The organism is Serratia sp. HMSC15F11 (assembly GCF_001808215.1).
GTDB lineage: Bacteria > Pseudomonadota > Gammaproteobacteria > Enterobacterales > Enterobacteriaceae > Serratia > Serratia nevei.
Window position 1 is genome coordinate 66566 of the sequence record NZ_KV792466.1, and the last position, 22473, is coordinate 89038.

General features: G+C 61.8%; 18 protein-coding genes and 5 pseudogenes. 10 read left to right on the forward strand and 13 right to left on the reverse strand.

Features of this window, described 5'->3' with window-relative positions; all coding sequences use genetic code 11:
• The first annotated feature begins 132 nt into the window (after positions 1-132).
• Positions 133-702, forward strand: coding sequence for a DJ-1/PfpI family protein (locus tag HMPREF3138_RS14765; RefSeq protein WP_038871579.1), 570 nt, complete (start codon positions 133-135; stop codon positions 700-702).
• 7 nt (positions 703-709) lie between these two features.
• Here the strand turns inward: HMPREF3138_RS14765 and HMPREF3138_RS14770 are convergent, their stop codons facing one another.
• The 4 genes and pseudogenes from HMPREF3138_RS14770 to HMPREF3138_RS14775 all read right to left on the reverse strand — a co-directional run bounded on the left by HMPREF3138_RS14770 (position 710) and on the right by HMPREF3138_RS14775 (position 2851).
• Positions 710-1063, reverse strand: a complete 354-nt coding sequence (locus tag HMPREF3138_RS14770; protein ID WP_038871577.1) for a DUF1493 family protein — start codon at positions 1061-1063, stop codon at positions 710-712.
• A 56-nt stretch (positions 1064-1119) separates the two neighbouring features.
• Positions 1120-1293, reverse strand: a complete 174-nt coding sequence (locus HMPREF3138_RS27490; RefSeq protein WP_162215434.1) for a hypothetical protein — start codon at positions 1291-1293, stop codon at positions 1120-1122.
• Positions 1294-1312: 19 nt separating this feature from the next.
• Positions 1313-1429, reverse strand: a pseudogene (locus tag HMPREF3138_RS27495) (hypothetical protein); the annotation flags it as partial.
• A 300-nt stretch (positions 1430-1729) separates the two neighbouring features.
• Entirely contained in the window at positions 1730-2851 is a 1122-nt protein-coding gene (locus HMPREF3138_RS14775; RefSeq protein ID WP_038871575.1) for an agmatine deiminase family protein, read from the reverse strand.
• A 143-nt stretch (positions 2852-2994) separates the two neighbouring features.
• On the opposite strand from HMPREF3138_RS14775, the gene HMPREF3138_RS14780 reads away from it, so the two are divergent.
• From HMPREF3138_RS14780 to HMPREF3138_RS14790, 3 genes are all read left to right on the forward strand, one after another.
• Positions 2995-3858 (forward strand): LysR substrate-binding domain-containing protein, encoded by an 864-nt coding sequence (locus HMPREF3138_RS14780; protein WP_038871573.1) that lies wholly within the window; start codon positions 2995-2997, stop codon positions 3856-3858.
• Between the two features lie 161 nt (positions 3859-4019).
• Positions 4020-5693 (forward strand): gamma-glutamyltransferase, encoded by a 1674-nt coding sequence (gene ggt, locus HMPREF3138_RS14785; RefSeq protein ID WP_038871571.1) that lies wholly within the window; start codon positions 4020-4022, stop codon positions 5691-5693.
• Positions 5694-5896: 203 nt separating this feature from the next.
• A complete protein-coding gene (locus HMPREF3138_RS14790) occupies positions 5897-8194 on the forward strand; it encodes an FdhF/YdeP family oxidoreductase (protein WP_094300741.1) in 2298 nt (765 codons plus the stop codon).
• A gap of 63 nt (positions 8195-8257) precedes the next feature.
• Here HMPREF3138_RS14790 and HMPREF3138_RS14795 read toward each other — a convergent pair whose 3' ends face one another.
• Entirely contained in the window at positions 8258-8437 is a 180-nt protein-coding gene (locus HMPREF3138_RS14795) for a DeoR/GlpR family DNA-binding transcription regulator (RefSeq protein WP_038871565.1), read from the reverse strand.
• Between the two features lie 53 nt (positions 8438-8490).
• On the opposite strand from HMPREF3138_RS14795, the gene HMPREF3138_RS14800 reads away from it, so the two are divergent.
• Positions 8491-8847: a DUF1937 family protein gene (locus tag HMPREF3138_RS14800; protein ID WP_038871563.1), complete on the forward strand. Its 357-nt coding sequence runs from the start codon at positions 8491-8493 to the stop codon at positions 8845-8847.
• 38 nt (positions 8848-8885) lie between these two features.
• Here the strand turns inward: HMPREF3138_RS14800 and HMPREF3138_RS14805 are convergent, their stop codons facing one another.
• Both HMPREF3138_RS14805 and HMPREF3138_RS14810 read right to left on the reverse strand, forming a co-directional pair.
• Positions 8886-10811: a DUF3857 domain-containing protein gene (locus HMPREF3138_RS14805; protein WP_038871561.1), complete on the reverse strand. Its 1926-nt coding sequence runs from the start codon at positions 10809-10811 to the stop codon at positions 8886-8888.
• Between the two features lie 123 nt (positions 10812-10934).
• Positions 10935-11489 (reverse strand): helix-turn-helix domain-containing protein, encoded by a 555-nt coding sequence (locus HMPREF3138_RS14810; RefSeq protein WP_077267569.1) that lies wholly within the window; start codon positions 11487-11489, stop codon positions 10935-10937.
• A gap of 144 nt (positions 11490-11633) precedes the next feature.
• On the opposite strand from HMPREF3138_RS14810, the pseudogene HMPREF3138_RS14815 reads away from it, so the two are divergent.
• Together HMPREF3138_RS14815 and HMPREF3138_RS14820 are read left to right on the forward strand one after the other, a co-directional pair.
• A pseudogene (locus HMPREF3138_RS14815) lies at positions 11634-12540 on the forward strand (DMT family transporter).
• A gap of 133 nt (positions 12541-12673) precedes the next feature.
• Positions 12674-13246, forward strand: a complete 573-nt coding sequence (locus HMPREF3138_RS14820) for a hypothetical protein (protein WP_038871555.1) — start codon at positions 12674-12676, stop codon at positions 13244-13246.
• Positions 13247-13455: 209 nt separating this feature from the next.
• Here HMPREF3138_RS14820 and HMPREF3138_RS14825 read toward each other — a convergent pair.
• From HMPREF3138_RS14825 to tetR, 3 genes and pseudogenes are all read right to left on the reverse strand, one after another.
• Positions 13456-14062: pseudogene (locus HMPREF3138_RS14825) on the reverse strand (nitroreductase family protein).
• A 68-nt stretch (positions 14063-14130) separates the two neighbouring features.
• A pseudogene (locus tag HMPREF3138_RS14830) lies at positions 14131-15102 on the reverse strand (cytochrome c); the annotation flags it as partial.
• 244 nt (positions 15103-15346) lie between these two features.
• Positions 15347-15979 carry a tetracycline resistance transcriptional repressor TetR gene (tetR, locus tag HMPREF3138_RS14835; RefSeq protein ID WP_038871703.1) on the reverse strand — a complete coding sequence of 211 codons (633 nt, stop codon included), beginning with the start codon at positions 15977-15979 and terminating at the stop codon, positions 15347-15349.
• 64 nt (positions 15980-16043) lie between these two features.
• On the opposite strand from tetR, the gene tet(41) reads away from it, so the two are divergent.
• The 3 genes from tet(41) to HMPREF3138_RS14850 all read left to right on the forward strand — a co-directional run bounded on the left by tet(41) (position 16044) and on the right by HMPREF3138_RS14850 (position 19783).
• Positions 16044-17225, forward strand: coding sequence for a tetracycline efflux MFS transporter Tet(41) (gene tet(41) / locus HMPREF3138_RS14840; RefSeq protein ID WP_065425903.1), 1182 nt, complete (start codon positions 16044-16046; stop codon positions 17223-17225).
• A 256-nt stretch (positions 17226-17481) separates the two neighbouring features.
• Positions 17482-18216, forward strand: coding sequence for a MurR/RpiR family transcriptional regulator (locus HMPREF3138_RS14845; protein ID WP_038871550.1), 735 nt, complete (start codon positions 17482-17484; stop codon positions 18214-18216).
• Between the two features lie 130 nt (positions 18217-18346).
• Entirely contained in the window at positions 18347-19783 is a 1437-nt protein-coding gene (locus tag HMPREF3138_RS14850; RefSeq protein ID WP_094966299.1) for a 6-phospho-beta-glucosidase, read from the forward strand.
• 48 nt (positions 19784-19831) lie between these two features.
• On the opposite strand, the gene HMPREF3138_RS14855 is transcribed toward HMPREF3138_RS14850, so the two are convergent.
• The 3 genes and pseudogenes from HMPREF3138_RS14855 to HMPREF3138_RS14865 all read right to left on the reverse strand — a co-directional run bounded on the left by HMPREF3138_RS14855 (position 19832) and on the right by HMPREF3138_RS14865 (position 22466).
• Positions 19832-21169, reverse strand: a complete 1338-nt coding sequence (locus HMPREF3138_RS14855) for a D-serine ammonia-lyase (protein ID WP_038871546.1) — start codon at positions 21167-21169, stop codon at positions 19832-19834.
• 108 nt (positions 21170-21277) lie between these two features.
• A pseudogene (locus HMPREF3138_RS14860) lies at positions 21278-21966 on the reverse strand (VIT family protein).
• A gap of 26 nt (positions 21967-21992) precedes the next feature.
• The gene (locus tag HMPREF3138_RS14865; RefSeq protein WP_038871542.1) at positions 21993-22466 is read right to left on the reverse strand and encodes a VOC family protein; all 474 of its coding nucleotides are present in this window, start codon (positions 22464-22466) and stop codon (positions 21993-21995) included.
• Between the last annotated feature and the right edge of the window lie 7 nt (positions 22467-22473).

The window sequence follows — 22473 nt, forward strand, 5'->3', positions numbered from 1 at the left end:
GGATCCTCCCTGGGGTTGAGCGGCGAGAAAAGCGCCGCAGTATCACGAGTATAGATAGGCGCTTTGCGGTTCGCATTCCCAGGGGCGCTGGGCTATACCTTAGGCAATCCCTATCCCGCAGGAGTTGTGATCATGAGCAAGAAAAAGATTCTGATGCTGGTCGGCGACTACGCCGAAGATTACGAAACCATGGTGCCGTTTCAGGCATTGCAGATGATCGGCCATTGGGTGGACGCCGTGTGCCCCGGCAAAGCCGTCGGCGATTATATCCAAACCGCAATCCACGACTTTGACGGGGCGCAGACCTACAGCGAGAAACCCGGCCACCGTTTTACCTTAAATGCCGACTTCGCCGCCGCCAAAGAAGAGCACTACGATGCGCTCTTGATCCCCGGGGGCCGGGCGCCGGAATACCTGCGTCTGAACCCCGACGTGATCGCACTGGTGCAGGCGTTTGACGCCGCGAAAAAACCGATCGCCGCCGTTTGCCACGGCCCGCAGCTGCTGGCGGCGGCCGGGGTGTTGAAAGGCCGCACCTGCAGCGCCTACCCGGCCTGCGCGCCGGAAGTGCGGCTGGGCGGCGGCCATTATGCGGAGATCGGCATCGATCAGGCGCACGTCGACGACAATCTGGTCACCGCCCCGGCCTGGCCGGCGCATCCGCAGTGGCTGGCGAAGTTCGCCGAGGTGTTGGAGCAATAACGCGGCGCTAGCGGAGCTGCTCGATCAGGAAGTGGATGTCGTACAGCCACCGCTTGGCGCGCGCGGAACGCACCAGCATCGATACGCACAGCGGCCGGGGATGCTCTTTGCACGCGGAGGGGGAAAACCAGCGCCCGGTGTTGGTCGGCGGCCGGAAATACAGTTCGTGGTTGTAGTTGCCGCTGTCGACGCCGAAGGTATCGAAGTAGCGGCGCATCAGCGTGTTGGAATCGCTGAACGACAGGTTGAGCGCGGTGTTGATCTCGGTTTCCGGGGTAATGGCCACGCCCTTCTTCAGCCGCCCTGATGCGTTGAAGGCGGCGATAAGCGCGATGACCTGTTGCTGAATGTCTTCTGCCATGACGACCTCGAGCCGATATGAGTAAAAGATGAATGCGGTTCTCTGTCTGACTCTGCTCACCGCAGCGAGTTCTGGCCGCCGGCCGGGTTTTCTGTTTCTTTACACTTTCCATAAAAAAACCGCGCGCAGCCAAATGCCTGGCGCGCGCGGTCGGCGGGCACCGGCGCCACCGGGCGCTGGTAGTGCGGATCCAGCGACATACAGCCGGTCAGCAGCGGTAAAGTTAACATCATGACTCGTGGCAACACGTTATTCTCCTGCCTGTGACGGCGGGTTGGCGGGCCGACGGGTAAACATACGGCGCACCAACACATAAAACAGCGGGACGAAAAAGATGGCCAATGCGGTGGCGGTGATGGTGCCGCCGCGCCAATCAGCGTTTCACCCCGCTGGTGCATCTCCTCGGCGAACTCGACGATCAAAATGGCGTTCTACCATCGGTATTGCCGGCATCGACAGAACAATGCGCTTTAATATGCTGGCAACGTCAGGAAACGCGGTTGAGGCCGCCGGAGATGTCAATACGCTGATACTGGACAAAACCGGCAAGAGGTCGAATCGCTTATCAACGCGCATATTCAGCCACCTACTTGGGGGATATTTGGCGAACCCCGCGTCAACGTGCTCAAGCTGAATTGGCTCGCAGACGCGCACGCGGTGAATGCCTTACACCGGCAGCTGGTTGGTCGCGCAGTGAATGCCGCCGCCGCCGGCTGCGATAGCGTCGATCTCCAGCTGCACCACCTTGCGCTGCGGATAGAGCGCCGTCAGCAGCTCAAGCGCCGCCCGGTCCGCCTGCGGGTCGCCAAACTCCGGGGCGATCACCGCGCCGTTGATGACGAAATAGTTGATGTAGCCCGCCGCAAAATCCGGGTTGTTGCGGCTGAATCGGCTGTCGCGCGGCGCCAGCGGCGGCGAAAGCGTATGCACCTGCAGCCGGCGGCCGTCGGCGTCAGTCGCCGCCTTGAGGATCGCCAGATGTTGCTGGGTAACCGCATGGTCATAAGAGTCCGGATCGGTGTCCAGATTGGCCACCACCACACCCGGCCGCACGAAGCGGGCGTAAAAATCGACGTGGGCGTCGGTGATGTCCCGGCCTTTAATGCCCGGCAGCCAGATAATTTTGCGCAGGCCGAGCATCGCTTTCAGCTCCTGCTCCACCCGGTCCCGGCTCCAGCCTGGATTACGGTTCGCATTCACCCAGCTGCTTTCGGTCATGATGCCGGTGCCGTGCCCGTCCACTTCGATACCGCCGCCTTCGCCTATCAGTGCGCTGCGGCGCAGTTGGGCGGCACCGTAGCGGTTGGCGGCAAACGCCGCCAGGCGCGCATCTTTGGCATGCCGCTGTTTATTGCCCCAGCCGTTGAAGTTGAAATCCACCGCCCCGAGTTCGCCGGCGCCGTTGACGACGAAATTGGCGCCGAAGTCGCGCACCCAGATGTCATCCAGCTCGGTGACGACATAGCTGACATTGTGACTGCCGCAGGTGGCCTCGGCCAATTGCCGTTCACGCTCGCGGCAAAATACCGTCACCGGCTGAAACTCGGCGATGGCACGGGCGATACGGCCCTGCGCCGCCTGCACATCCGCCGTGAATTCGCCCCAGATAGCCCGCTGCGCGCCGAAGGCGAGAAATGCCCGCTGCTGCGGTTCCCCTTCGTCGGGCATCCGCCAGGCCGGATTAAGCGCAGCTTCTGCGTGACCGTGTAACGAAACGCCCAGCGAGGCCGTCAGACCGACTCCGGCGACGGCGGAAAGCTGTTTAATAAACACGCGGCGAGTTGACATTAAAGACCTCTTTTAATCATTTATAATTCAAAAAGTTAACCGAATAATTCACGGTTATGCGGTTGAATCTTATGCTAGTCTTCCCCTGCCACCGCGACAAACGATATATTTAGTGGATATCTGATTAGACAGGCTTATCGATAATGTTAAAACACTGGCCCCCCTTGAGCGCACTGCGCGGTTTCGAAGCGGCGGCGCGCCTGGGCAGTTTTCATCAGGCCGCCGAAGAATTGCACCTGACCCAGTCGGCCATCAGCCAGCAGATCCGCAGCCTCGAGGCATTTTTGGAACAGCCGCTGTTCTTCCGCACCGGCCGCAGCGTAACGCTGACCGACGCCGGCCACGATTTGTTCAGCACCGCACAGGTGATGCTGCAACAGCTGGCGGTCGGCATTCGCCGTTTGGATCAGTACCGCAAACCCAATCAGCTGATCGTCAACACCACTCCGGCTTTCGCCCGGCACTGGCTGATGCCGCGGCTGGGCGACTTCAATCGGCAGCATCCGCAGGTCGACCTGTGGCTGTTCACCAGTTTTGAACCGCCGAATATGGCGACGGACAGTATCGATCTGGCGATCCGCGACGATCTCAGCGCGCAGGCGGACTGCACCTTTAACGTGCTCTGCAGCGACCGGCTCTATCCCGCCTGCCACCCCAGCCTGCTGGCGCTAGCGGCGGAGCAGCGCATGACCCTGCACGGCGAACGGGAGATGGACTGGAGCCACTGGACGGTGGCGGGCGGCGCGCACGTCGGCCAGCGCGACAGCGGGCTGAACTTCTCCGATCCCGGTCTGCTGCTGGACGCCGCCTGCCAGGGGCTGGGCGTCGCGTTGGTCAGCCAACTGCTGGCGCAGCAAGCGCGCGACGCCGGGCTGCTGCAACCGTTAACCGAGCAACGCGTGCGCGGCGCCAACTGGGCGTGGCTGCTACACCGCGACAGCGAACACAACCCGCTCACCCGGCACTTCTGCCAATGGCTGCAGTCGGCGTTGCCCGCCGGTGCATAACGCGCCACGTCACGATTCGCTACTCTGGTCAGGCGGCCCCGCCTGACCGCTGCTACCTTCAATAAAGCGCCGCAACAGCCCGAAGAAAACGCGCTAACCTGCTGTTTCAAAATAATTAGTTGAATTCACCTGATAATTGAAAATCGCTAAAAGGATCTTCTATGTCTGCCGGTTTATTGAAAACGATAGCTCTGAGCGTGGCCCTGGCCTGCACCGTTCCCACCGCCTTTGCCGCCGATCTGACCGCCGGCGCGGTCGCTGCCCCGGATCAGTATGGCGCAAAAGTCGCCGCGCACATTCTGCAGGCCGGCGGCAACGCGGTCGATGCGGCGGTCGCCACCGCCTTTACCCTGGCGGTCACCTACCCTGAAGCCGGCAATATAGGCGGCGGCGGCTTTATGACGCTGTATATCGACGGCAAACCCTATTTCCTCGACTACCGCGAAGTGGCCCCCAAGGCCGCCAGCAAAACCCTGTACCTGAACGAGAAAGGCGAAGTGATCGAAAATCTCAGCCTGGTGGGCAGCCGCGCCGCCGGCGTGCCGGGCACCGTGCTGGGGCTGTGGGAAGCCCACAAGCGCTTCGGCAAGCTGCCGTGGGCCGAACTGCTGACGCCGGCGATCGGCTACGCCCGGCAAGGTTTCACCGTGGCGGATCAGCAGTATCAGTACCGTGAAGACGCCAACAAGCTGTTCGCCGGTAAAACCAACTTTGGCGACTATTTCGGCGCCATGAAGCCCGGCACGGTGTTCAAACAGCCGGAGCTGGCCGCCACCCTCGAGCGCATTGCGAAGTCGGGCGCCGACGATTTTTATCACGGCGAAACCGCGCGCCTGCTGGTGGCGCAAATGCAGCGCGACAACGGGCTGATCGGCGCGGCGGATTTGGCCGACTATCGGGTGAAATGGCGTGAGCCGATGCGCATCAGCTGGCGCGGCAACACCGTGTATACCGCCCCTCTGCCCAGCTCCGGCGGCATTGCGCTGGCGCAGCTGCTGGGGATAAAAGAAGATCGCGCCGCCGACTTCAAGGGCGTGCCGCTGAACTCGGCGCGCTATATCCACCTGCTGGCGGAAATCGAAAAGCGCGTGTTCGCCGATCGCGCCGACTACCTCGGCGACCCGGATTTCACTCAAGTGCCGGAAGCGCAGCTGATCGCCCCCGACTACCTGCAAAAACGCGCCGCAGAAATCAACCCGACGGCGATCTCGCCGACCGAACTGGTGCGGCCGGGGCTGGAAACCCACCAAACCACCCACTTCTCGATCGTCGATGCCGCCGGCAACGCGGTCAGCAACACCTATACGCTCAACTGGGACTTCGGCAGCGGCGTGGTGGTCAAAGGTGCCGGCTTCCTGCTCAACGACGAGATGGACGACTTCAGCGCCAAACCCGGCGTCGCCAATGCCTTCGGCGTGGTGGGCAGCGACGCCAACGCCATCGAGCCGGGCAAGCGCATGCTCTCCTCGATGAGCCCGACCATCATCACCCGCGACGGCGAAGTCAGCCTGGTGATCGGCACGCCGGGCGGATCGCGCATCTTCACGTCGATCTTCCAGGTGATCAACAACCTCTACGATTACCATTTGCCGCTGGCGCAGGCGGTGGCCGCCCAGCGCGTGCACCATCAGCTGTTGCCGAAGGACACCCTGTACTATGACAGCTTTGCGCCGCTGACCGGCAAACCGGCGGAAGAGCTGAAAGCCATGGGCTACACCCTCGAAGATCAGGGCTGGAACATGGGGGACATTCAGGCTATCCGCATCGATGGCCGCACGCCGGAAACCGCGTCCGATCCGCGCGGCCGCGGCGTGGGGCTGGTGGTGAAAAAGTAACCCTCTGGCGGCCCACCTCCGGTTAAACGGGCCGCCGCTCTCCCCGCACAGATGGCCGCTGTCTCCTTTTTTACTCATCTATACTGAATCGACAGGCCTGCGTTCAACGACGGCGGCGCCTGCGGTCCGCCTTGGACGATAAGGATAATATTCATAGTAAATCAATCACCTGTATTTATCGTAAGCGGTGTCGGAGGCAATCAATAATGGCGAAAAGACGAGCAGTTCCCGGGGTTCATCCCTACGATGGGCCCGCCGGCGGTTGGGGCGCGCTGAAAGCGACGGCCATCGCCGTGCGCACACAGATGGATACCCTGGAGGCGCCGGTAACGCTGATGCGCACCAATCAGCCCGACGGGTTTGATTGCCCGGGATGCGCATGGCCGGATAAAGAACATCGATCCACCTTCCAGTTTTGCGAAAACGGCGCCAAAGCCGTGACCTGGGAAGCGACCAGCAAACGCGTGACGGCCGAATTCCTGGCGCAAAATACCGTGACCTCACTGCTGCGGAAAACCGACTATGAACTGGAGGACTATGGTCGCCTGACCACGCCCCTGTTCTATGACGCCGGGACCGACACGCTGCGCCCGCTGGCTTGGGATGAGGCGTTTCAACGCATCGCCGCCGTTTTGCAGACGCTGCCGCCGGAGCAGGTGGAGTTTTATACTTCCGGCCGCGCGTCCAATGAGGCGGCCTATCTGTTCCAGCTGTTTGCGCGGGAATTTGGCAGCAATAACTTCCCCGACTGTTCCAATATGTGCCATGAGCCGACCAGCGTAGGCCTGCCGCAGTCGATCGGCATCGGCAAAGGCACCGTGTCGCTGGATGACTTTGACAGCGCGGAGTTGATTATCTCCATCGGGCACAATCCGGGCACCAATCACCCGCGCATGATGGGCACGCTGCATGAATTGGCGCGCAAAAAAGTGCCGATTATCGTGTTCAATCCGCTGCGCGAGCGGGCGCTCGAGCGTTTCACCGATCCGCAAAACGTCATCGAAATGGCGACCTACAGTTCGACCCCTATCGCCTCCACCTACTATCAGGTCAAAGCCGGCGGCGACGCCGCAGCGCTCAAAGGCATCGCCAAAGCGCTGCTGCAGTTGGATGACGAACATGGCAATGCGCTGGACCACGCCTTTATTGCCGAGCACACGGAAGGTTTTGCGGATTTTGCCGCCGATCTGAAGACCACCGGTTGGGATGCGATTGAGGCGGAGAGCGGCCTGGCGCGCCGGGATCTGGAACAGGTCGCCGCCGCTTACGCGAAATCCAACGCCACCATCGTGACCTACGGCATGGGCATTACGCAGCACAACAAAGGCACCGCCAACGTGCGCCTGATCGCCGATCTGCTGCTGTTGCGCGGCAACATCGGCAAACCGGGCGCCGGCATCTGCCCGCTGCGCGGCCATTCCAACGTGCAGGGCAACCGCACCGTCGGCATCACCGAAAAACCCTCGGCCGATTTTTTGGCGAAGCTGGAAACGGTGTTTGGCTTCACCCCGCCCAAAGCCCACGGGCATGATGCCGTGAAATGCATGCAGGCGATGATCGACGGCGCCTCGAAGGCGTTGATCTGCCTGGGCGGCAACTTCGCCGTGGCGCTGCCGGACCCCGAGCAGAGTTTCCCGGCGATGAAAGCGCTGGAATTAAGCGTGCATATCGGCACCAAACTCAACCGCAGTCATCTGTTGGTGGCGAAACAAACCCTCATTCTGCCCTGCCTGGGGCGCACCGAGCTGGATCTGCAGGCCGGCGGACGGCAATCGGTGACGGTGGAGGATTCGATGTCGATGGTTCACGCCTCGTCCGGCAAACTCAAACCGGCGTCGGAGCTGTTGCGTTCGGAACCCGCCATTGTGGCCGGCATGGCCAAAGCGGTGATGCCCGCCAGCAAGGTGCCCTGGGATGAACTGATCGAAGATTACGACGTGATCCGCGATTTGATCGAAAAAACCATCCCCGGCTTCGACGATTACAACGCGCGCATTCGTCAACCCGGCGGTTTCCGCATGCCGCTGCCGCCGACTGAGCGCCAGTGGCCGACGGCGACGGGCAAGGCGATGTTTTCCGTATTCAGCGGGCTGCATGAGGACGAGACAACGGCAGACAAAGACACGCTACGGCTCATCACGCTGCGCAGCCACGATCAGTACAACACCACCATCTATGCTCTGGACGATCGCTACCGCGGGGTCTTCGGCCGGCGCGACGTCTTGTTCATGAATGACAGCGATCTGCAACGTTTGGGGCTGGAGCATGGCGACGTGGTCGATCTGGAAACGGCGCTGCCCGGCTGCACTCAACGCCTGGAGGGCATCACGGTGATCGCCTACAACATTTCAGCCGGTTCGGTCGGCGCCTACTATCCGGAGGCCAACGTGCTGGTGCCGCTGCATTACATCGATGAGGAAAGCGGCACGCCTTCGTACAAATCGGTGCCGATCCGCGTAACGCTGAGATCCAAAGAGGTGCGCGAGGTCAACATCGCCTAGAGGAAAGCGGTTTGGAGGCCTTCTCCGGGTTGCTCGGCCCGGAGAAAGGCTTCTCATAACCCTTTATACCTGTGCCACCAACACATTGACGTTGGCCGGGAAAATCAGCCCTTCCAACGCGTTGCCGCTGTCGGAGGTCACCAGATAATCGACTTCGGGCCATTTGGCCACCAACGTCATCGCATGTCCGCGCAGCTTGTTTTCGTCCGCCAGCACGATGCATTTGCGGCTCTGCGCAATCATTTTTGACCGCGCCGGCGCCGATGATGGCGTAATCGGCGAGAGAGCAAACGGTAATGAGAAAGATATTTTTGGCCTGCCCCTACAGCCACGCCGACGCCAACGTCGTGCAGCAACGCTTTATCGCCTGCAACGAGGTCGCCGCCGTTATCGTGCGCGCCGGCAGCGCCGTTTTTAGCCAGGTCAGCATGTCGCATCCGATCAACCTGTGTTTGCAAGAACTCGACAAAACCGCCATCGGCAAGTTGTGGGCGCCGATCGACGCCCTGTTCATGGCGGCGATGGATGAGTTGATCGTGCTCGACTTGCCGGGTTGGCAAGAGAGCAGCGGCATCAAGCGCGAGATGGACTCTTTCGCCGCGCGCGGCTGCCGCGTCAGCCTGTGGTCCGAGGTTGCGGGCGAGTTCAATTGAGGCCTGCGCCCCGCCGCTTAGCGCGACGGGGCAGCAGCTTATTTTCCGTTGGCCAATTCGCCGTACACCACCTGGCCGCGGAAACCGCGCCGCACCTGCTGGAACAGCTCGCGGAACGCCGGGTAATCCTGCGCCTGGCACAGCGCTTCCTTGCCGCGAATGGCGTTCACCTGCAGCTGATGATTGACGATCACCTGTTGCCCGTCGCGTCGCCACGCTACGCGATAGTCGCCCGCCGCATTGCGGAACTGTCTGTCTTGCGGAATGGCGATGATCGGCACGTTAGCCGGCAGCTGCAGACGGTAGGTTTCGTCGTAGCGCTGTGCGCTGCAGTAGAACGGCGTTTCGTTGCTCGGCGCCGCCGTGGTGGTATACAGCGTGCGGAACGATTTGCCGCCGGGCGGATTCGGCAGCGTCATGCCGCCCACTACGCCGAAATCGACGTAGTCGTCCGCCTTGAAGCGGAAGCGGTAACCGAACTGTTTTTTGAGATCCAGCGGATCGCTGTTCATCGCCACCTCGCCGCTGCCGTCGATGCCGGAGGCGGACATGATCGACGCTTCGGCCTGCGCCCGGTTCTGCCGGTTGATCTGCGAGAAGTAGCCCCGCAGGTCAATCTCTTCCACTTCGCTCAGCCGACGCTCGGTTTGCCCGTGCAGATTGCCCGCTTTGTCGAACACGAAATTGACGCTCAGCGCGCTCTTGACCGGCTGCTCGTCACTGCCCGGCGTACGCGCCAGTTTGGCGTCGCGCGTCAGCAGCACCGGCGCCCCCAGGTCGCCTTCCGGCAGTTGCCCGAACCGCGCCCACGGATTGGTGGAATCCAGGTACAGTTTGAACTCCGGCACGTAGGTGATGGCGTGGTTAAAGCGGCTGAGCAGCGGCACCTTAGGCAGTATCGGGCCTTCGTCCACGCCGATCAGCACCGGCGAGCTTGCAATGCCTTTGGCGGCGAGCAGCGCCTCCAGGATCACCACGTGGTCCTTACAGTCGCCGTAGTGGTTATCGAGAATGCTCTGCGCCGAATTCGGCTCCAGCCCACCGTTGCCAAGATACACCGCCACGTAGCGAATGTTTTGCGCCACCCAGCGATAGAGGGCCTCCGCCTGCTCGCGCCGATCGCTGATGCCGGCGGTGATGTTGTCCGCCAGCGCCTGGATGCCCGGCGTCACCTGCGCCGCCGCGCCGGCCTTCAGCTGGTAGGCCTTGGCCAACTGCGGCCACTCGCGGTAGGTGCTGGCCATGATGGTCGGGCTGAAGGTCCAGCTGTCCGCCGCCCAGTTTTGTGATTTCATCGGCGCGCTGCGCGAATAATGCCAGCGCCAGTGCGCCTGCCCGTCGCGGATCTGCGGCTGGTCCCCGCCTTCCACGCCGCGCGTGAAGATATGCATCGGCAGCTTGGCCGGCGCCTGCAGCGTCACTTCGGCGTCGTCGAACTGATCGAAAACGCTGAACGTCTCCCACAGGCCGAAATAGTCGGGGAAATACGGGGTGTTTTGCGTGCGGCGCAGCTCATACACCACGCGCGATCCCGGCGCCAGGTTGGAGAACACGATGACGCGCACTTTGCGGTCTGCATACAGCGGCGCCGTGGCGCTGGAGTAGCTTTCCTGGGTATAGATGCGATCGGGCGCCACGTCGTGGCGCTGGCCGTCGGCGGTCAGCGTGTAGGCGGCGACCACCTCCAGCGTTTCCATTTTTTCGCTGTAGCTCAGGCGGATCTGGCTGAATTTCTCGACCGCCGCCTTGGTCTTCAGCAACACTTCGTAGCTTTCCGTCTTCACGTTGGTGGCGTTGGCGTTGACGCGGTAATCCGCGCGATAGCGTACGAAGCTGAAATCATTGTTGGCCGTGTCGTTCTGGCCCTGATCCGCCGCGGCGGGCGGTGCAACGGCTAACACGGTGGCCGGGTGCGTTGCCGTCAAACCGGCGAATAACAGCAGTGAAGGAATAGCGATTTTCATCTTCGGTCCTTGAAGGGCAATAAACGGCGATGCCGGGCTACGCGCCCGTCCCGGCGTCAAAACAGGCGGGCACACTAATATAATTGAGAATCATTTTCAATAAACGGACCTTCAACGCCGGGGCTAGCCCTGTTCGATCAGCATCACGGCGGTGGTCTCCGGTTCCAGCGCCTCGAAAACGTGCTCGCGATCGGCGGAGTAGCTGATGTAATCGCCGGCGCTCAGCTCCAGCGGCTGGTCCGCCGGCCCGAGGCGTGCTCGCCCGCTACTGATAATCACATGCTCGACGGTGCCGGGGGGATGCGGCCGGGAAAGTTTGGCTTCGCCGGGCTGCACCCGCAGCCGGTAAATGTCGCGCTGCGCCCCCGGTGGGCAGGTCGCCAGCAGCGTGGCGGCGTAGTTGCCCTGCTCCGACAGCGCCGGCGTGCCTTCATGGGCGCGGATCACTTGCACCTGCCTGCTCGGCTGTGAAATCAGCCGGCTGACCGGCACGTCCAGCGCCATCGCCAACGCCCACAGCGTTTCCAGGCTGGGATTACCGCTGCCGGCTTCCAGCTGCGACAGCGTGGATTTGGCGATGCCCGCACGCTTCGCCAGTTCGGTCACCGACAGGTTCAACCGCTCCCGCTCGCGGCGGATTGCCGCCGACAGCAGGCCGATAGGCGTGATGTTCTGCATCCGATTGTCACTCACTGTTCGCTATACCATCCATTTGTTCGACTTGACGAACGTTCGTGTTAATGTTCATCATAATGTTCGATTGTTCATTTTAATGATTAAGCCGCTTCACCACAAGTACGGCCAGGCAACGAAGGAAACAACATGAAAATTAAAACGCGCGGTGCAGTGCAAATGATCCTCGCCATGACCATCTCCGGCACCGTGGGGTGGCCGGTGCTCGTTTTGGGGCAGCCGCCTGCGACGGTGGTGTTTTGGCGCTGCGCGTTCGGCGCGCTGGCCATGCTGGCGACCTGCGCCGCACTCGGTCAGTTGAAACAGGGCGCGATCAACCGCCGCCAGCTGGCCTTCGCCATTCTGGGAGGGATCGCCCTGGTGCTCAATTGGACGCTGCTGTTTGCCGCCTATAAGCATGCTTCGATCGCTGTCGCTACCGTCACCTACCACGTTCAGCCGTTCATGTTGGTGGCGCTGGGGGCGCTGCTGTTCGGCGAAAAACTGACGGCTGATCGGCTGGCTTCTACTGGCGTTCGCGGGGATGGTGTTGATCGTCGCCGGCCGGCAAAACGGCGGCAGCGGAGATGGCTATCTGCTTGGCGTGGCGCTGGCGCTGGGCGCAGCCCTGATGTACGCCATTGCGGCGGCGATCGTCAAACAGCTGGCCGCGCTGCCGCCGCAGCTGATCGTGTTGATTCAGCTGACCGTCGGCACGTTGGCGCTGGCGCCGTTCGCCGGCCTGGCTACGCCGCCTGCGGCCCCCATAGACTGGCTGCTGCTGGCAACCCTCGGCCTGGTGCATACCGGTTTGATGTCCACGCTGCTGTATGGCGCCATTCAGAAGATCCCCACGGCCCTGGTCGGCGCCCTGTCGTTCATCTACCCGGCGGTGGCGATCGTGGTGGACTGGGCGGTGTTCGGCCACCGCCTCAGCCTGCTGCAGCTGCTGGGCTCGCTGGCGATCCTGGGCGCCGCGGCGGGCATGATGTTTTACAAACGCCATTCAATCTCAGCAGCAGCCGAGCCTGCCGTCGTGAGACAGAAAAATAAGTGAGCATAAACGAATGCCAAAGTCTTTTTTGTCTAACCTTATTATCGATGCCGCCACTCAGCCTATTTAATCCATTCTAATTATTAAGCATGAAAATAATTAGAATATTTACCTTGCGTGTGGAGAAAATATCAATATGAGCAATACCGGTGAGACATTAATCAATGCCATCGTCAGCAATAATTATCTGATGGCAATAAATAATTGCCCTGGCGTCCCCGCCCAAATGAGCCGGGCCGTTTATGGCAAAACGCAGGACGATAGCGGGGCCGGAACCGCGATCGAAAATAACCGTGACATGCAAAAGAATATCAATATCGCGCTGGGGTTCTCTGGGGCGAACTCGGAAACCGCCGTTTGGCATTTCATGATTGGCCCGCCCGTCCACCATTTTGTGGTGATCCCCTGGTACCAGCATACGGCGCCGCACGGACGGGTCTACACCGTATTTATGGCCTACGAGAACCGGTATTCGGTTGGTGGCTATGTTCAGCATACGCCGCCGGCGCCTTCTGCGGTGAAAGGCTACCGTACCGTCTGGAGCGTGACCGAGCTGGCGCAGATGTTTAGCGATTTGTTGACCAGCGCCACGGCGTGGCAAACCTATTTCGGTGCGGTGGGCGCAGCGCAGGCCAATAAAATAACCTATTGGAAATATAAGGTAACGTCTTTAGATTCCGCCGTGGCCAACGTCAATAAATACCGCTAATCCCATCCAGCGGGCAAGCTATGCACAATAAGGCATTCGTCTTGCGCCCGGCGCGGTGCTATTTATTTAAACCGTGTAGGGTAGAAGGAGTGTTCTATGTGGCATCACCGCCTGCAACGGCGCATCCGTTTCAGCTACTGGAACGAACTGTGCGTCGCAGAAAAATAAGGGAAGGCGCAAGCCTTCCCTTTTGTCATTCACCGTTCAGATCAGAAACGGTCGGTTTTTACCACGTCGTCGAACGGCAGTTTGCCGATGCGCGGATAAGGTTGCCCCGCCGCCTTACCGATGGCGACCATCAGCGCGATCTGATAGTGCGCCGGTTTGTTGATGATTTCGCCCACGGCGTCGAAATCAAACCCGTCCATCGGGCAAGAGTCGTAGCCCTGCGCCTTGGCCGCCAGCATCAGCGTCTGGGCGAAGATGCCGCTGCTGCGCATCACTTCGTCGCGCTGCACCTGCGGCTTACCGCGATAATACTGATCGACGGCCGGGATCATGAACTGCTGTACCGGCTCTGCCGCCTCGGCCCAAACGTTTTTTACCTGTGACTCCCAGCTCGACAGATCGCCGCACAGCACGACCAGCATCGATGCGTCGGTCACCTGCGCCTGCCCCCACGCCGCCTCGCGAATTTTCTCGCGCTGGGCGCGATCTTCGATCAGCAGCGGGCAGCCAGTGCTGCAGGTTAAAAGCGCTGGGTGCGCCCTGCAGCGCGATAGTCAGCAACGCTTTTTTCTCTTCGAGCGTCATCACGTGCTGCGTATCGAACTGCTTGGTGGCGCGGCGCTGGCGGATTGCATCTAACGTATTCATTTTACTGCCTCTGTCCATGTGAAAGGTCCTATTGTCGCCAACGCGGCGTGCCTGTCCAGTCCCTGCGGCTATTTCTGCGCGGTTTCTGCTCGCAGGCGGCCGACCTGCGCCGCCAGATCGGGCCACGGCGCCTGACCGGCGTAGTGCTGCCGCAGATAGTTGAGCAGGATGGCGATCTGCGCGTCATCCAGGTTATGGCGGAAGCCCGGCATATAGCCCAGCTCGGCGTTCGCCGGCCGCTGTATGCCATCCAGCACCACGCGAATGGCGTTGTCCGGCGCCTCGGCAAACAGGTTGGTGTTCAGCGCCAGAGACGGCCGCACTCCTGCCATCTGCGTGCCTTTTTCCTGCGCGTGGCAAGCCATGCAGGCGCCGGAAAACAGCCGCGCGCCTTGCGAGCTCAGGGGCTCCACCTGCCGTTCCGCCTGAGCGTTCAACGCGGCCGCCGTCGCGCCCGCCGCCGTTTCAGGATGATAGCTGCGCAGATAGACGGCGATTGCCTGCAGATCGGCCTGCGGCAAGCGGGACAACCCTTCTTCGATCACCGGCGCTATCGGGCCGGCGGCCACGCCGTGGTTGGCTGAGTAGCCGGTACGCATGAAATCGACCAGATCCTGCTGCGTCCAATCGAGTGGCGCAGGCGAGCGGCCGGTCAACGCCGGCGCCGTCCAGCCTTCCGCCACGCCGCCGGCCAGGTGGTCGCTACCGGTTTTTTCGCCGAACAGCACGTTGCGCGGCGAGTGGCAGGCGCTGCAGTGCCCCAGCCCTTCGGCCAGATAAGCGCCGCGGTTCCAGGCGGCGCTTTGGGCCGGGTCTTCCTGCATCGCGCCCGGCGTCAGGAACAGCAGGTTCCAGGCGAAGATGCCCTGGCGGATATTGAACGGAAAGTGCAGATCGGTGGCCGGCGGCTGCGACATCAGGTAGGCGTACAGCGCCTGCAGATCGTCGTCGCGGGTGCGGGTAAAGGCGGTATAGGGAAACGCCGGGTAAAGGTAGCGGCCCTGGCGATCGACGCCGGGCCGTCTTGCCAGTTCGCCTGCCGTATCAGGGCTTCAATCAAGGCCACCGCACGCGGATCGTTCAGGTAGCGCAAACGAAACGCGATCGGATCCTCGCCGGCGCGCCAGGCCAGCTCGTCGATCCAGGACTCATGGGCGAACACGTTGGGCAGCGCCGAAACGCCGCGCATCCACGAAGCCCGCACGATCGGCGCGGCGTCCTGGCAGATCACCCGCATGTGCGGATACTCGTATTGCGGTATAGATAAGCCCGGTTTTATGATTGCTAACCGTGATTATTGGCGTTCGCCAACGCAGCCTCGGCGCCGTCGACCAACAGCCGGAGGCCGGCTTCGAACAGCGCGTCTGCCCCCTTGTCCTGCAGCTTTTCCCAGCCTCCACACAGCAGCGGGTAGCGCCGGCGATCGGCTTTGTTCAGCGCATCGTCGGGCTGCATTTGCTGCTCTTCCAGCACCCAACCCACCACGAAACGCCCGACGGCGAACAGTAGATTAACGGCGTGTTCCGGCGTAAAGCCCGCCCGGCACAGCAGCGCCACCTTGGCCTCGATAATGGCGAATTGCGGTTCCTGCGGCCGGGTGCCGGCGTGCAGGCGCGCCCCGTCGCGGTAAGCCAGCAACGCGCGGCGGAAATTGATCGCATTGGCGGTCACCCAGGCCTGCCAGGGGATGTCGGCGGGCACCTCTTCGCGGTGGTCCAACATGATGGTTTCCGCCATCGCCTTCAGCAGCTCGGCCTTGTTTTTGAAGTGCCAATAGAGCGTGGGGGATTGCACGCCCAGATGCTGCGCCAGGCGACGGGTGCTCAGGGCGTCGATGCCGATGTCATCCAGTAACGCCAGCGCCCCGCGCAGGACGGTTTCACGCGTTAAACGCGCCGTAGTATTTTTTTCGCTCATCTCTCTATCACTGATAGGGTAACTGTGGAATACTCCATACTCTATCACTGTTAGAGTCACAATTTTGAAAAAACCCATGCTGGTTATTTTGTTGACGGTGTTGCTGGATGCGGTGGGCATCGGTCTGATCATGCCTATTCTGCCGGCGCTGTTGCGCTCGCTGGGCGGTCTCGATGCCGGCAGCGTGCATTACGGCGCCCTGCTGGCGGCCTATGCGTTGATGCAATTTCTGTTTTCGCCGATCCTCGGCGCGCTGAGCGATCGTTTCGGGCGGCGGCCGGTGCTGTTGATTTCGCTCGCCGGCGCGGCGGCCGACTACCTGCTGATGGCGTTCGCGCCGACGCTGGCCTGGCTCTATCTGGGGCGGTTGCTGGCGGGCATCACCGGCGCCAACATGGCGGTCGCCACCGCTTACGTCACCGATATTACCCCCGCCGGCCAGCGCGCGCGGCGTTTCGGCCTGGTGGGCGCGGTGTTCGGCGTCGGCTTTATCGTCGGGCCGCTGCTCGGCGGATCGCTGGGCGAATGGCATCTGCATGCGCCCTTCCTGGCGGCGGCGATGATGAATACCCTCAACCTGGTGATGGCGTTTTTCCTGCTGCCTGAATCGCGTAAATCCCGCCCCCGCGCCGCCGAGAAAATTCGCCTTAATCCCTTCTCGTCATTGCGCCGGCTGCACGGCAAGCCTGGCCTGCTGCCGCTGGCCGGCATTTATCTGGTTATGGCGCTGGTTTCGCAGGCGCCGGCCACGCTGTGGATTTTATACGGTCAGGATCGTTTCGGCTGGAGCATGATGGTGGCGGGCCTGTCGCTGGCCGGCTACGGCACCTGCCACGCGCTGTCGCAGGCCTTTGCCATCGGCCCGCTGGTCGCGCGGCTTGGCGAGCGCAAGGCGCTGCTGATCGGCCTGGCCGCCGACGCCGTGGGCCTGGCGCTGTTGTCTGTCGCCACGCGCGGCTGGGTGCCGTTCGCCCTGCTGCCGTTCTTCGCTGCGGGCGGCATGGCGTTGCCCGCGCTGCAGGCGCTGATGGCGCACAAGGTGGACGACGATCATCAGGGCGAGCTGCAAGGGACGCTCGCCAGCATGGGCAGCCTGATCGGCGTCGCGGGGCCGCTGGTGGCGACAGCGCTGTATGCCGCCACGCGCGATGTCTGGCCCGGCCTGGTGTGGGCGTTGGCCGCCGCCCTGTACCTGGTGGTGCCGCCGCTGCTGGCACGCTCACGCGCCAGGGATGCGGCGCCATAACTTTGCCGTTCTTTCACTTTAGAAAGCAGAAACCGGCATTTTGCCGCCGGAGTAAGCTGACCTATGCTAACCCGGTGTGATGAAACGCGTTTTCATGGCATGTCTTCCGGAACGTTTTGCTTTATTTGTTCGTCGTGAACCCTGGGCCGCGCCTGACTGGTGCGGCTTTTCTTTTTGCCCGGCAGTGCCAGCGGCGGTGAATTTTGCTATGTTAACCCGCAGATAAGCTTCCCGTTTTCAGCCGCCGGACCGACTCATGTTTACCCATAAAGCAATCGCCGAGCTCAACGCCCTGGAGCTGATGGTTTATACCTACGTCAGCAAACACAAGAATCAAGTGATGTACATGACCATCCGCGAGCTGGCCGAGGCCGCCGGCGTGTCCACCACCACCGTGCTGCGGTTTTGCAAGAAAATGGGCTGTGACGGCTATTCGGAATTTCGCATCCGTTTCAAGCTGTACCTGGAACAAACCGATGCGCCGCCGGCCGATTCCGGCATCGGCGAAATCCTCAGTTTTTTTAAAAGCGTCAGCAACGAAGAGTTTAATCAGCTGATCGATCAGGCGGTGCACCATATCGCCGCCGCCGAGCGGATTATTTTCGTCGGTATCAGCACCTCAGGCGCGTTGGGGAAATATGGCGCGCGTTTCTTTTCCAACGTCGGGAAATTCAGCACCCACATCGACGATCCTTATTATCCCGTCAACAGCGACATGTATAAAAACGCGGTGGCGATCATACTGTCGGTCACCGGCGAAACCGAAGAGATCCTGCGGCTGGCCAGCCAGTTCAGCCTGCACCACTGCAAGATCATCAGCATCACCAACAACGAAACCTCTTCGCTGGCGCGGCTGGCGGACTTCAACCTCTCCTACCACGTTCCGCAGCATTTGATCGGCGGGCATCACAATATCACCACGCAGATCCCCGTGCTTTACATTATTGAAACCATCGGTAAACGGCTCGGGCATATTAATTCGGCAAAATAAAACAGGCTGTTTTTTTATTGTGACAAATCACTTTCCACGGTGATTTGTTATATCGTGACATTTCTTTCGGTCTTGCTACTCTATTCCCAACGCAGCGTTATTACCCTTCATTAAATAAACCGATGAGACATTGACGATGAAACAGTTGCCGAAGGATTTTCTGTGGGGGGGCGCGGTCGCCGCGCACCAGGTTGAAGGCGGTTGGGATCGGGGCGGCAAAGGGCCCAGCATCGCCGACGTGCTGTCCGGCGGCTCGCACGGCGTGGATCGCGTGATGACCGACGGCGTGCTCGACGGCTATCGCTACCCTAACCACGAAGCGGTGGATTTCTACGGCCGCTATAAGCAGGACGTGGCGCTGTTCGCCGAGATGGGCTTCAAATGCTTCCGCACCTCGATCGCCTGGACGCGCATCTTCCCGAACGGCGACGAAGCGACGCCGAACGAGGCCGGCCTGCAGTTTTACGACGATCTGTTCGACGAACTGCTGAAATACGGCATCCAGCCGGTGATCACCCTGTCCCACTTCGAAATGCCTTACCATCTGGTGAAGGCCTACGGCGGCTGGAAAAATCGCCGGGTGGTGGAGTTCTTCGTGCGCTTCAGCGAGGTGGTGATGCGCCGCTACCGCGAAAAAGTGAAGTACTGGATGACCTTCAACGAGATCAATAACCAGAGCAACTACCGCTATCCGCTGTTCGGCTACTGCTGCTCCGGCGTGGACTACACCCAGGAAGACAATCCGGAACAGGCGCTGTACCAGGTGCTGCACCACCAGTTCGTCGCCAGCGCGCAGGTGGTCAAACTCGGCCATCAGATCAACCCGGAATTCAAGATCGGCTGCATGCTGGCCTGCGTGCCGTTCTACCCGTATTCCTGCAAGCCGGACGACGTGATGTACGCCGTCGAGGCGATGCACCAACGCTATCTGTATACCGACGTGCAGATGCGCGGCTACTACCCAAGCTACCTGCTGCGCGATTGGGAACGCAAAGGGCTGAAGATCGAGATGCAGCCGCAGGACGCGCAGATCCTGCGCGAGGGCTGCACCGACTACATCGGCTTCAGCTATTACATGAGCAACGCCCTGCAGGCTAACGCGGTGGACGGCAGTGACGGCATGTTCGGCTTCCCGGGCAACGTGCCTAACCCGCACGTCAAAGCCTCCGACTGGGGCTGGCAGATCGATCCGGTCGGGCTGCGCTATTCGCTGAACGTGCTGTATGAACGCTACCAGAAGCCGCTGTTTATCGTGGAGAACGGCTTCGGTGCCTTCGACAAGGTGGAAGCGGACGGCCGGATCAACGATGACTATCGCATCGACTATCTGCGCGCCCATATCGAAGAGATGAAGAAAGCGGTGATTGAAGACGGCGTAGACCTGATCGGCTATACGCCGTGGGGCTGCATCGACTGCGTATCGTTCACCACCGGCGAGTACAGCAAACGCTACGGCTTCATCTACGTCGACAAGCATGACGACGGCACCGGCACGCTCGAGCGTTCACGCAAGAAGAGCTTCGACTGGTACCGCCGGGTGATCGCCAGCAACGGCGAACAGCTGTAACCGCACGGCAGGCAATCAGGGGCGATTTTCGCCCCTTTTTACTGCGCCTTATTCCGCCGCCTGCCCGGCGGCGAGATACTTCGCCATTTCCGCCGGCGGCACCATGCCGCCACCGGTCGCCCATACCAGGTGCGTCGCCTGCGCCAGACTCTCGGCGTTGATGCCTTGCTCGCTGAGCGCCTTCGCATGGGCTGCAACGCGCCACGGCCCGGCCATGCCGGCCAGCGCGGACGGCTCCAGCTGAAGATGCTCGTGCTTGTCCAACAGCCCGAGCAGCGCAAACATCTCTTCATCGCTCAGGGTGTAAAACGCGCTCAGCAGGCGCTCCATCGCCCGGCCGACAAAGCCGGAGGCGCGCCCCACCGCCAGCCCATCCGCCGCGGTGCGGTTGTCGATGCCGAGATCTTGCACCGCAATGCCGTCATGCAGCCCGCTGTAGACGCCGAGCAGCATGCAGGGCGAATGGGTCGGTTCGGCGAAAATACAGTGAACGTGATCGCAGAACGCCAGCTTGAGGCCAAACGCCACGCCGCCCGGCCCGCCGCCGACGCCGCACGGCAGATACACGAACAGCGGGTGCTGCGCGTCCACCACGATGCCCTGCTCGGCGAACTGCCGCTTCAGGCGGCCGCCGGCCACCGCGTAGCCGAGGAACAGAGTTTGCGAGTTTTCATCATCGATAAAGAAACAACGCGGATCGTTCGCCGCCTGCTTGCGCCCCTGCTCGACCGCCACGCCGTAATCTTCGGCGTACTCCACCACCGTGACGCCGTTTTCGCGCAGCTTTTGCTTCTTCCACGCCCGCGCATCCGCCGACATGTGCACGCTGACGTCAAACCCCAGCCGGGCGCTGATGATGCCGATGGATAATCCCAGATTGCCGGTCGATCCGACGGCGATGCGGTACTGGCTGAAGAACTGACGAAACTCGTCGGAAAACAGCCGGGTATAGTCGTCGCCGGTCTGCAGCAGCCCCGCCTCCAGCGCCAGCGTTTCCGCGTGCGTCAGCACCTCGTAGATGCCGCCGCGCGCCTTGATTGAGCCGGAGATCGGCAGATGGCTGTCCTTTTTCAGCAGCAGCTTCCCGCCAAGTTGCAGCCCATAGCGCCGATCCAACGCCTGCTGCATGGCGGGGATCGCCACCAGCTCGGATTCGATGATCCCCCCAGTGGGCTGGGTTTCGGGAAAGGCCGCGGCGAGATAAGGCGCGAAGCGCGCCAGGCGCTGCTCCGCTGCGGCGACGTCGGCGGCGGTCAGGCCGACATGGGGCAAGCCTGCGGCCAGCGTTGTCGCACGCGGATTGAACCAGGTGATAGGCTCGAGGGCGACCATTCGTTGCAACAGCGGATGCTGCGCAACCCACGGTTGAATCTGTGATTTTTGCATAAATGTCCCTGACTGATTTGGCGTTGCCGTCACCATGCCGTGAACGCCGGCGGCTGACAAATGATAAATACTGAACTTGAGGTGCAGCAGATTGATGCAAGCGCGGCGCTAGCCGGCCGCGACGCCAAACAGCATGCCGACGCCGGAGGAAACCGCCATCGCCAGGGCGCTCCAGATCAGGATACGCGCCACGCCCGGCAAGATCGGCGCACCGCCGGTTTTCGCAGCGATGCCGCCGAGAATGCCGAGGGAAATCAGCGCCGATGCCACCAGCGCCGGACGTGTCCAGGCAACCGGCACCCACAGCGCCACCAGCAGCGGCAACAGCGCGCCGAGAGAGAAACTGAGGGCCGATGCCAACGCGGCTTGCAGCGGCCGGGCGCGCGTGGCGGCGGAAATGCCCAGTTCGTCGCGCGCGTGGGCCTCCAGCGCATCATGCGCCATCAGCTTTTCCGCTACCTGCCGGGCCAGCGCCGGATCCAGCCCGCGATGCACGTAGATAGACGTCAGTTCGCGGAACTCCCCCGGATAGTCTTCGAGCAGCTCCGCCTGTTCCTCGGCCAGCGCGGCCTTTTCGGTGTCCGCCTGCGACGACACCGACACGTACTCGCCGGTGGCCATCGACATCGCGCCCGCCACCCACCCGGCGACGCCGGCGATCATCAGCGCGGAATGCGAGGCGCTGGCCGCCGCCACGCCCAGCAGCAGGCTGGCCGTTGAGACGATGCCGTCGTTGGCGCCGAGCACCGCCGCCCGCAGCCAGCCGATGCGTTCAAACTGTGCCGCTCTCGATGCATTCTTTCTCTCCCTCGTTCTCTTTCCGCTAGCCCCGCGCCGCCGCTTCCAGGCCGGCGATGTCGATTCTGCCCATCAGCAGCATCGCTTCCGTGACCCGTCGCACGCGCGCGGCGTCGGGGTCGTTCATCAACTCGGTCAGGCGCCGCGGCACGATCTGCCAGCACAACCCCCAGCGATCGCGCAGCCAGCCGCACTGTTCCGCTTCGCCGCCCTCGCTCAACGCATCCCACAGCCGGTCAACCTCCGCCTGATCGTCGCATTCCACCATCACGGAAAAGCTGTGATTGAACGGATCCAACGGCCCGGCCTCGATCGCCGCATAGCGCTGGTCGCCCAAGGTGAAGGAGGCCAGCTTCACGCTGCCGGCCGGGCCGCTCGGCGTATCCGCCGGCAGAACGGAAAACCAGTTCACGGACGAACCGGGGATCAGCGCGACGTAGCAATTCAGCGCCGCCTCCATGTCTTTTTCAAACCACAGATGTTGCGTAATTCTGGCCATCGGCGCC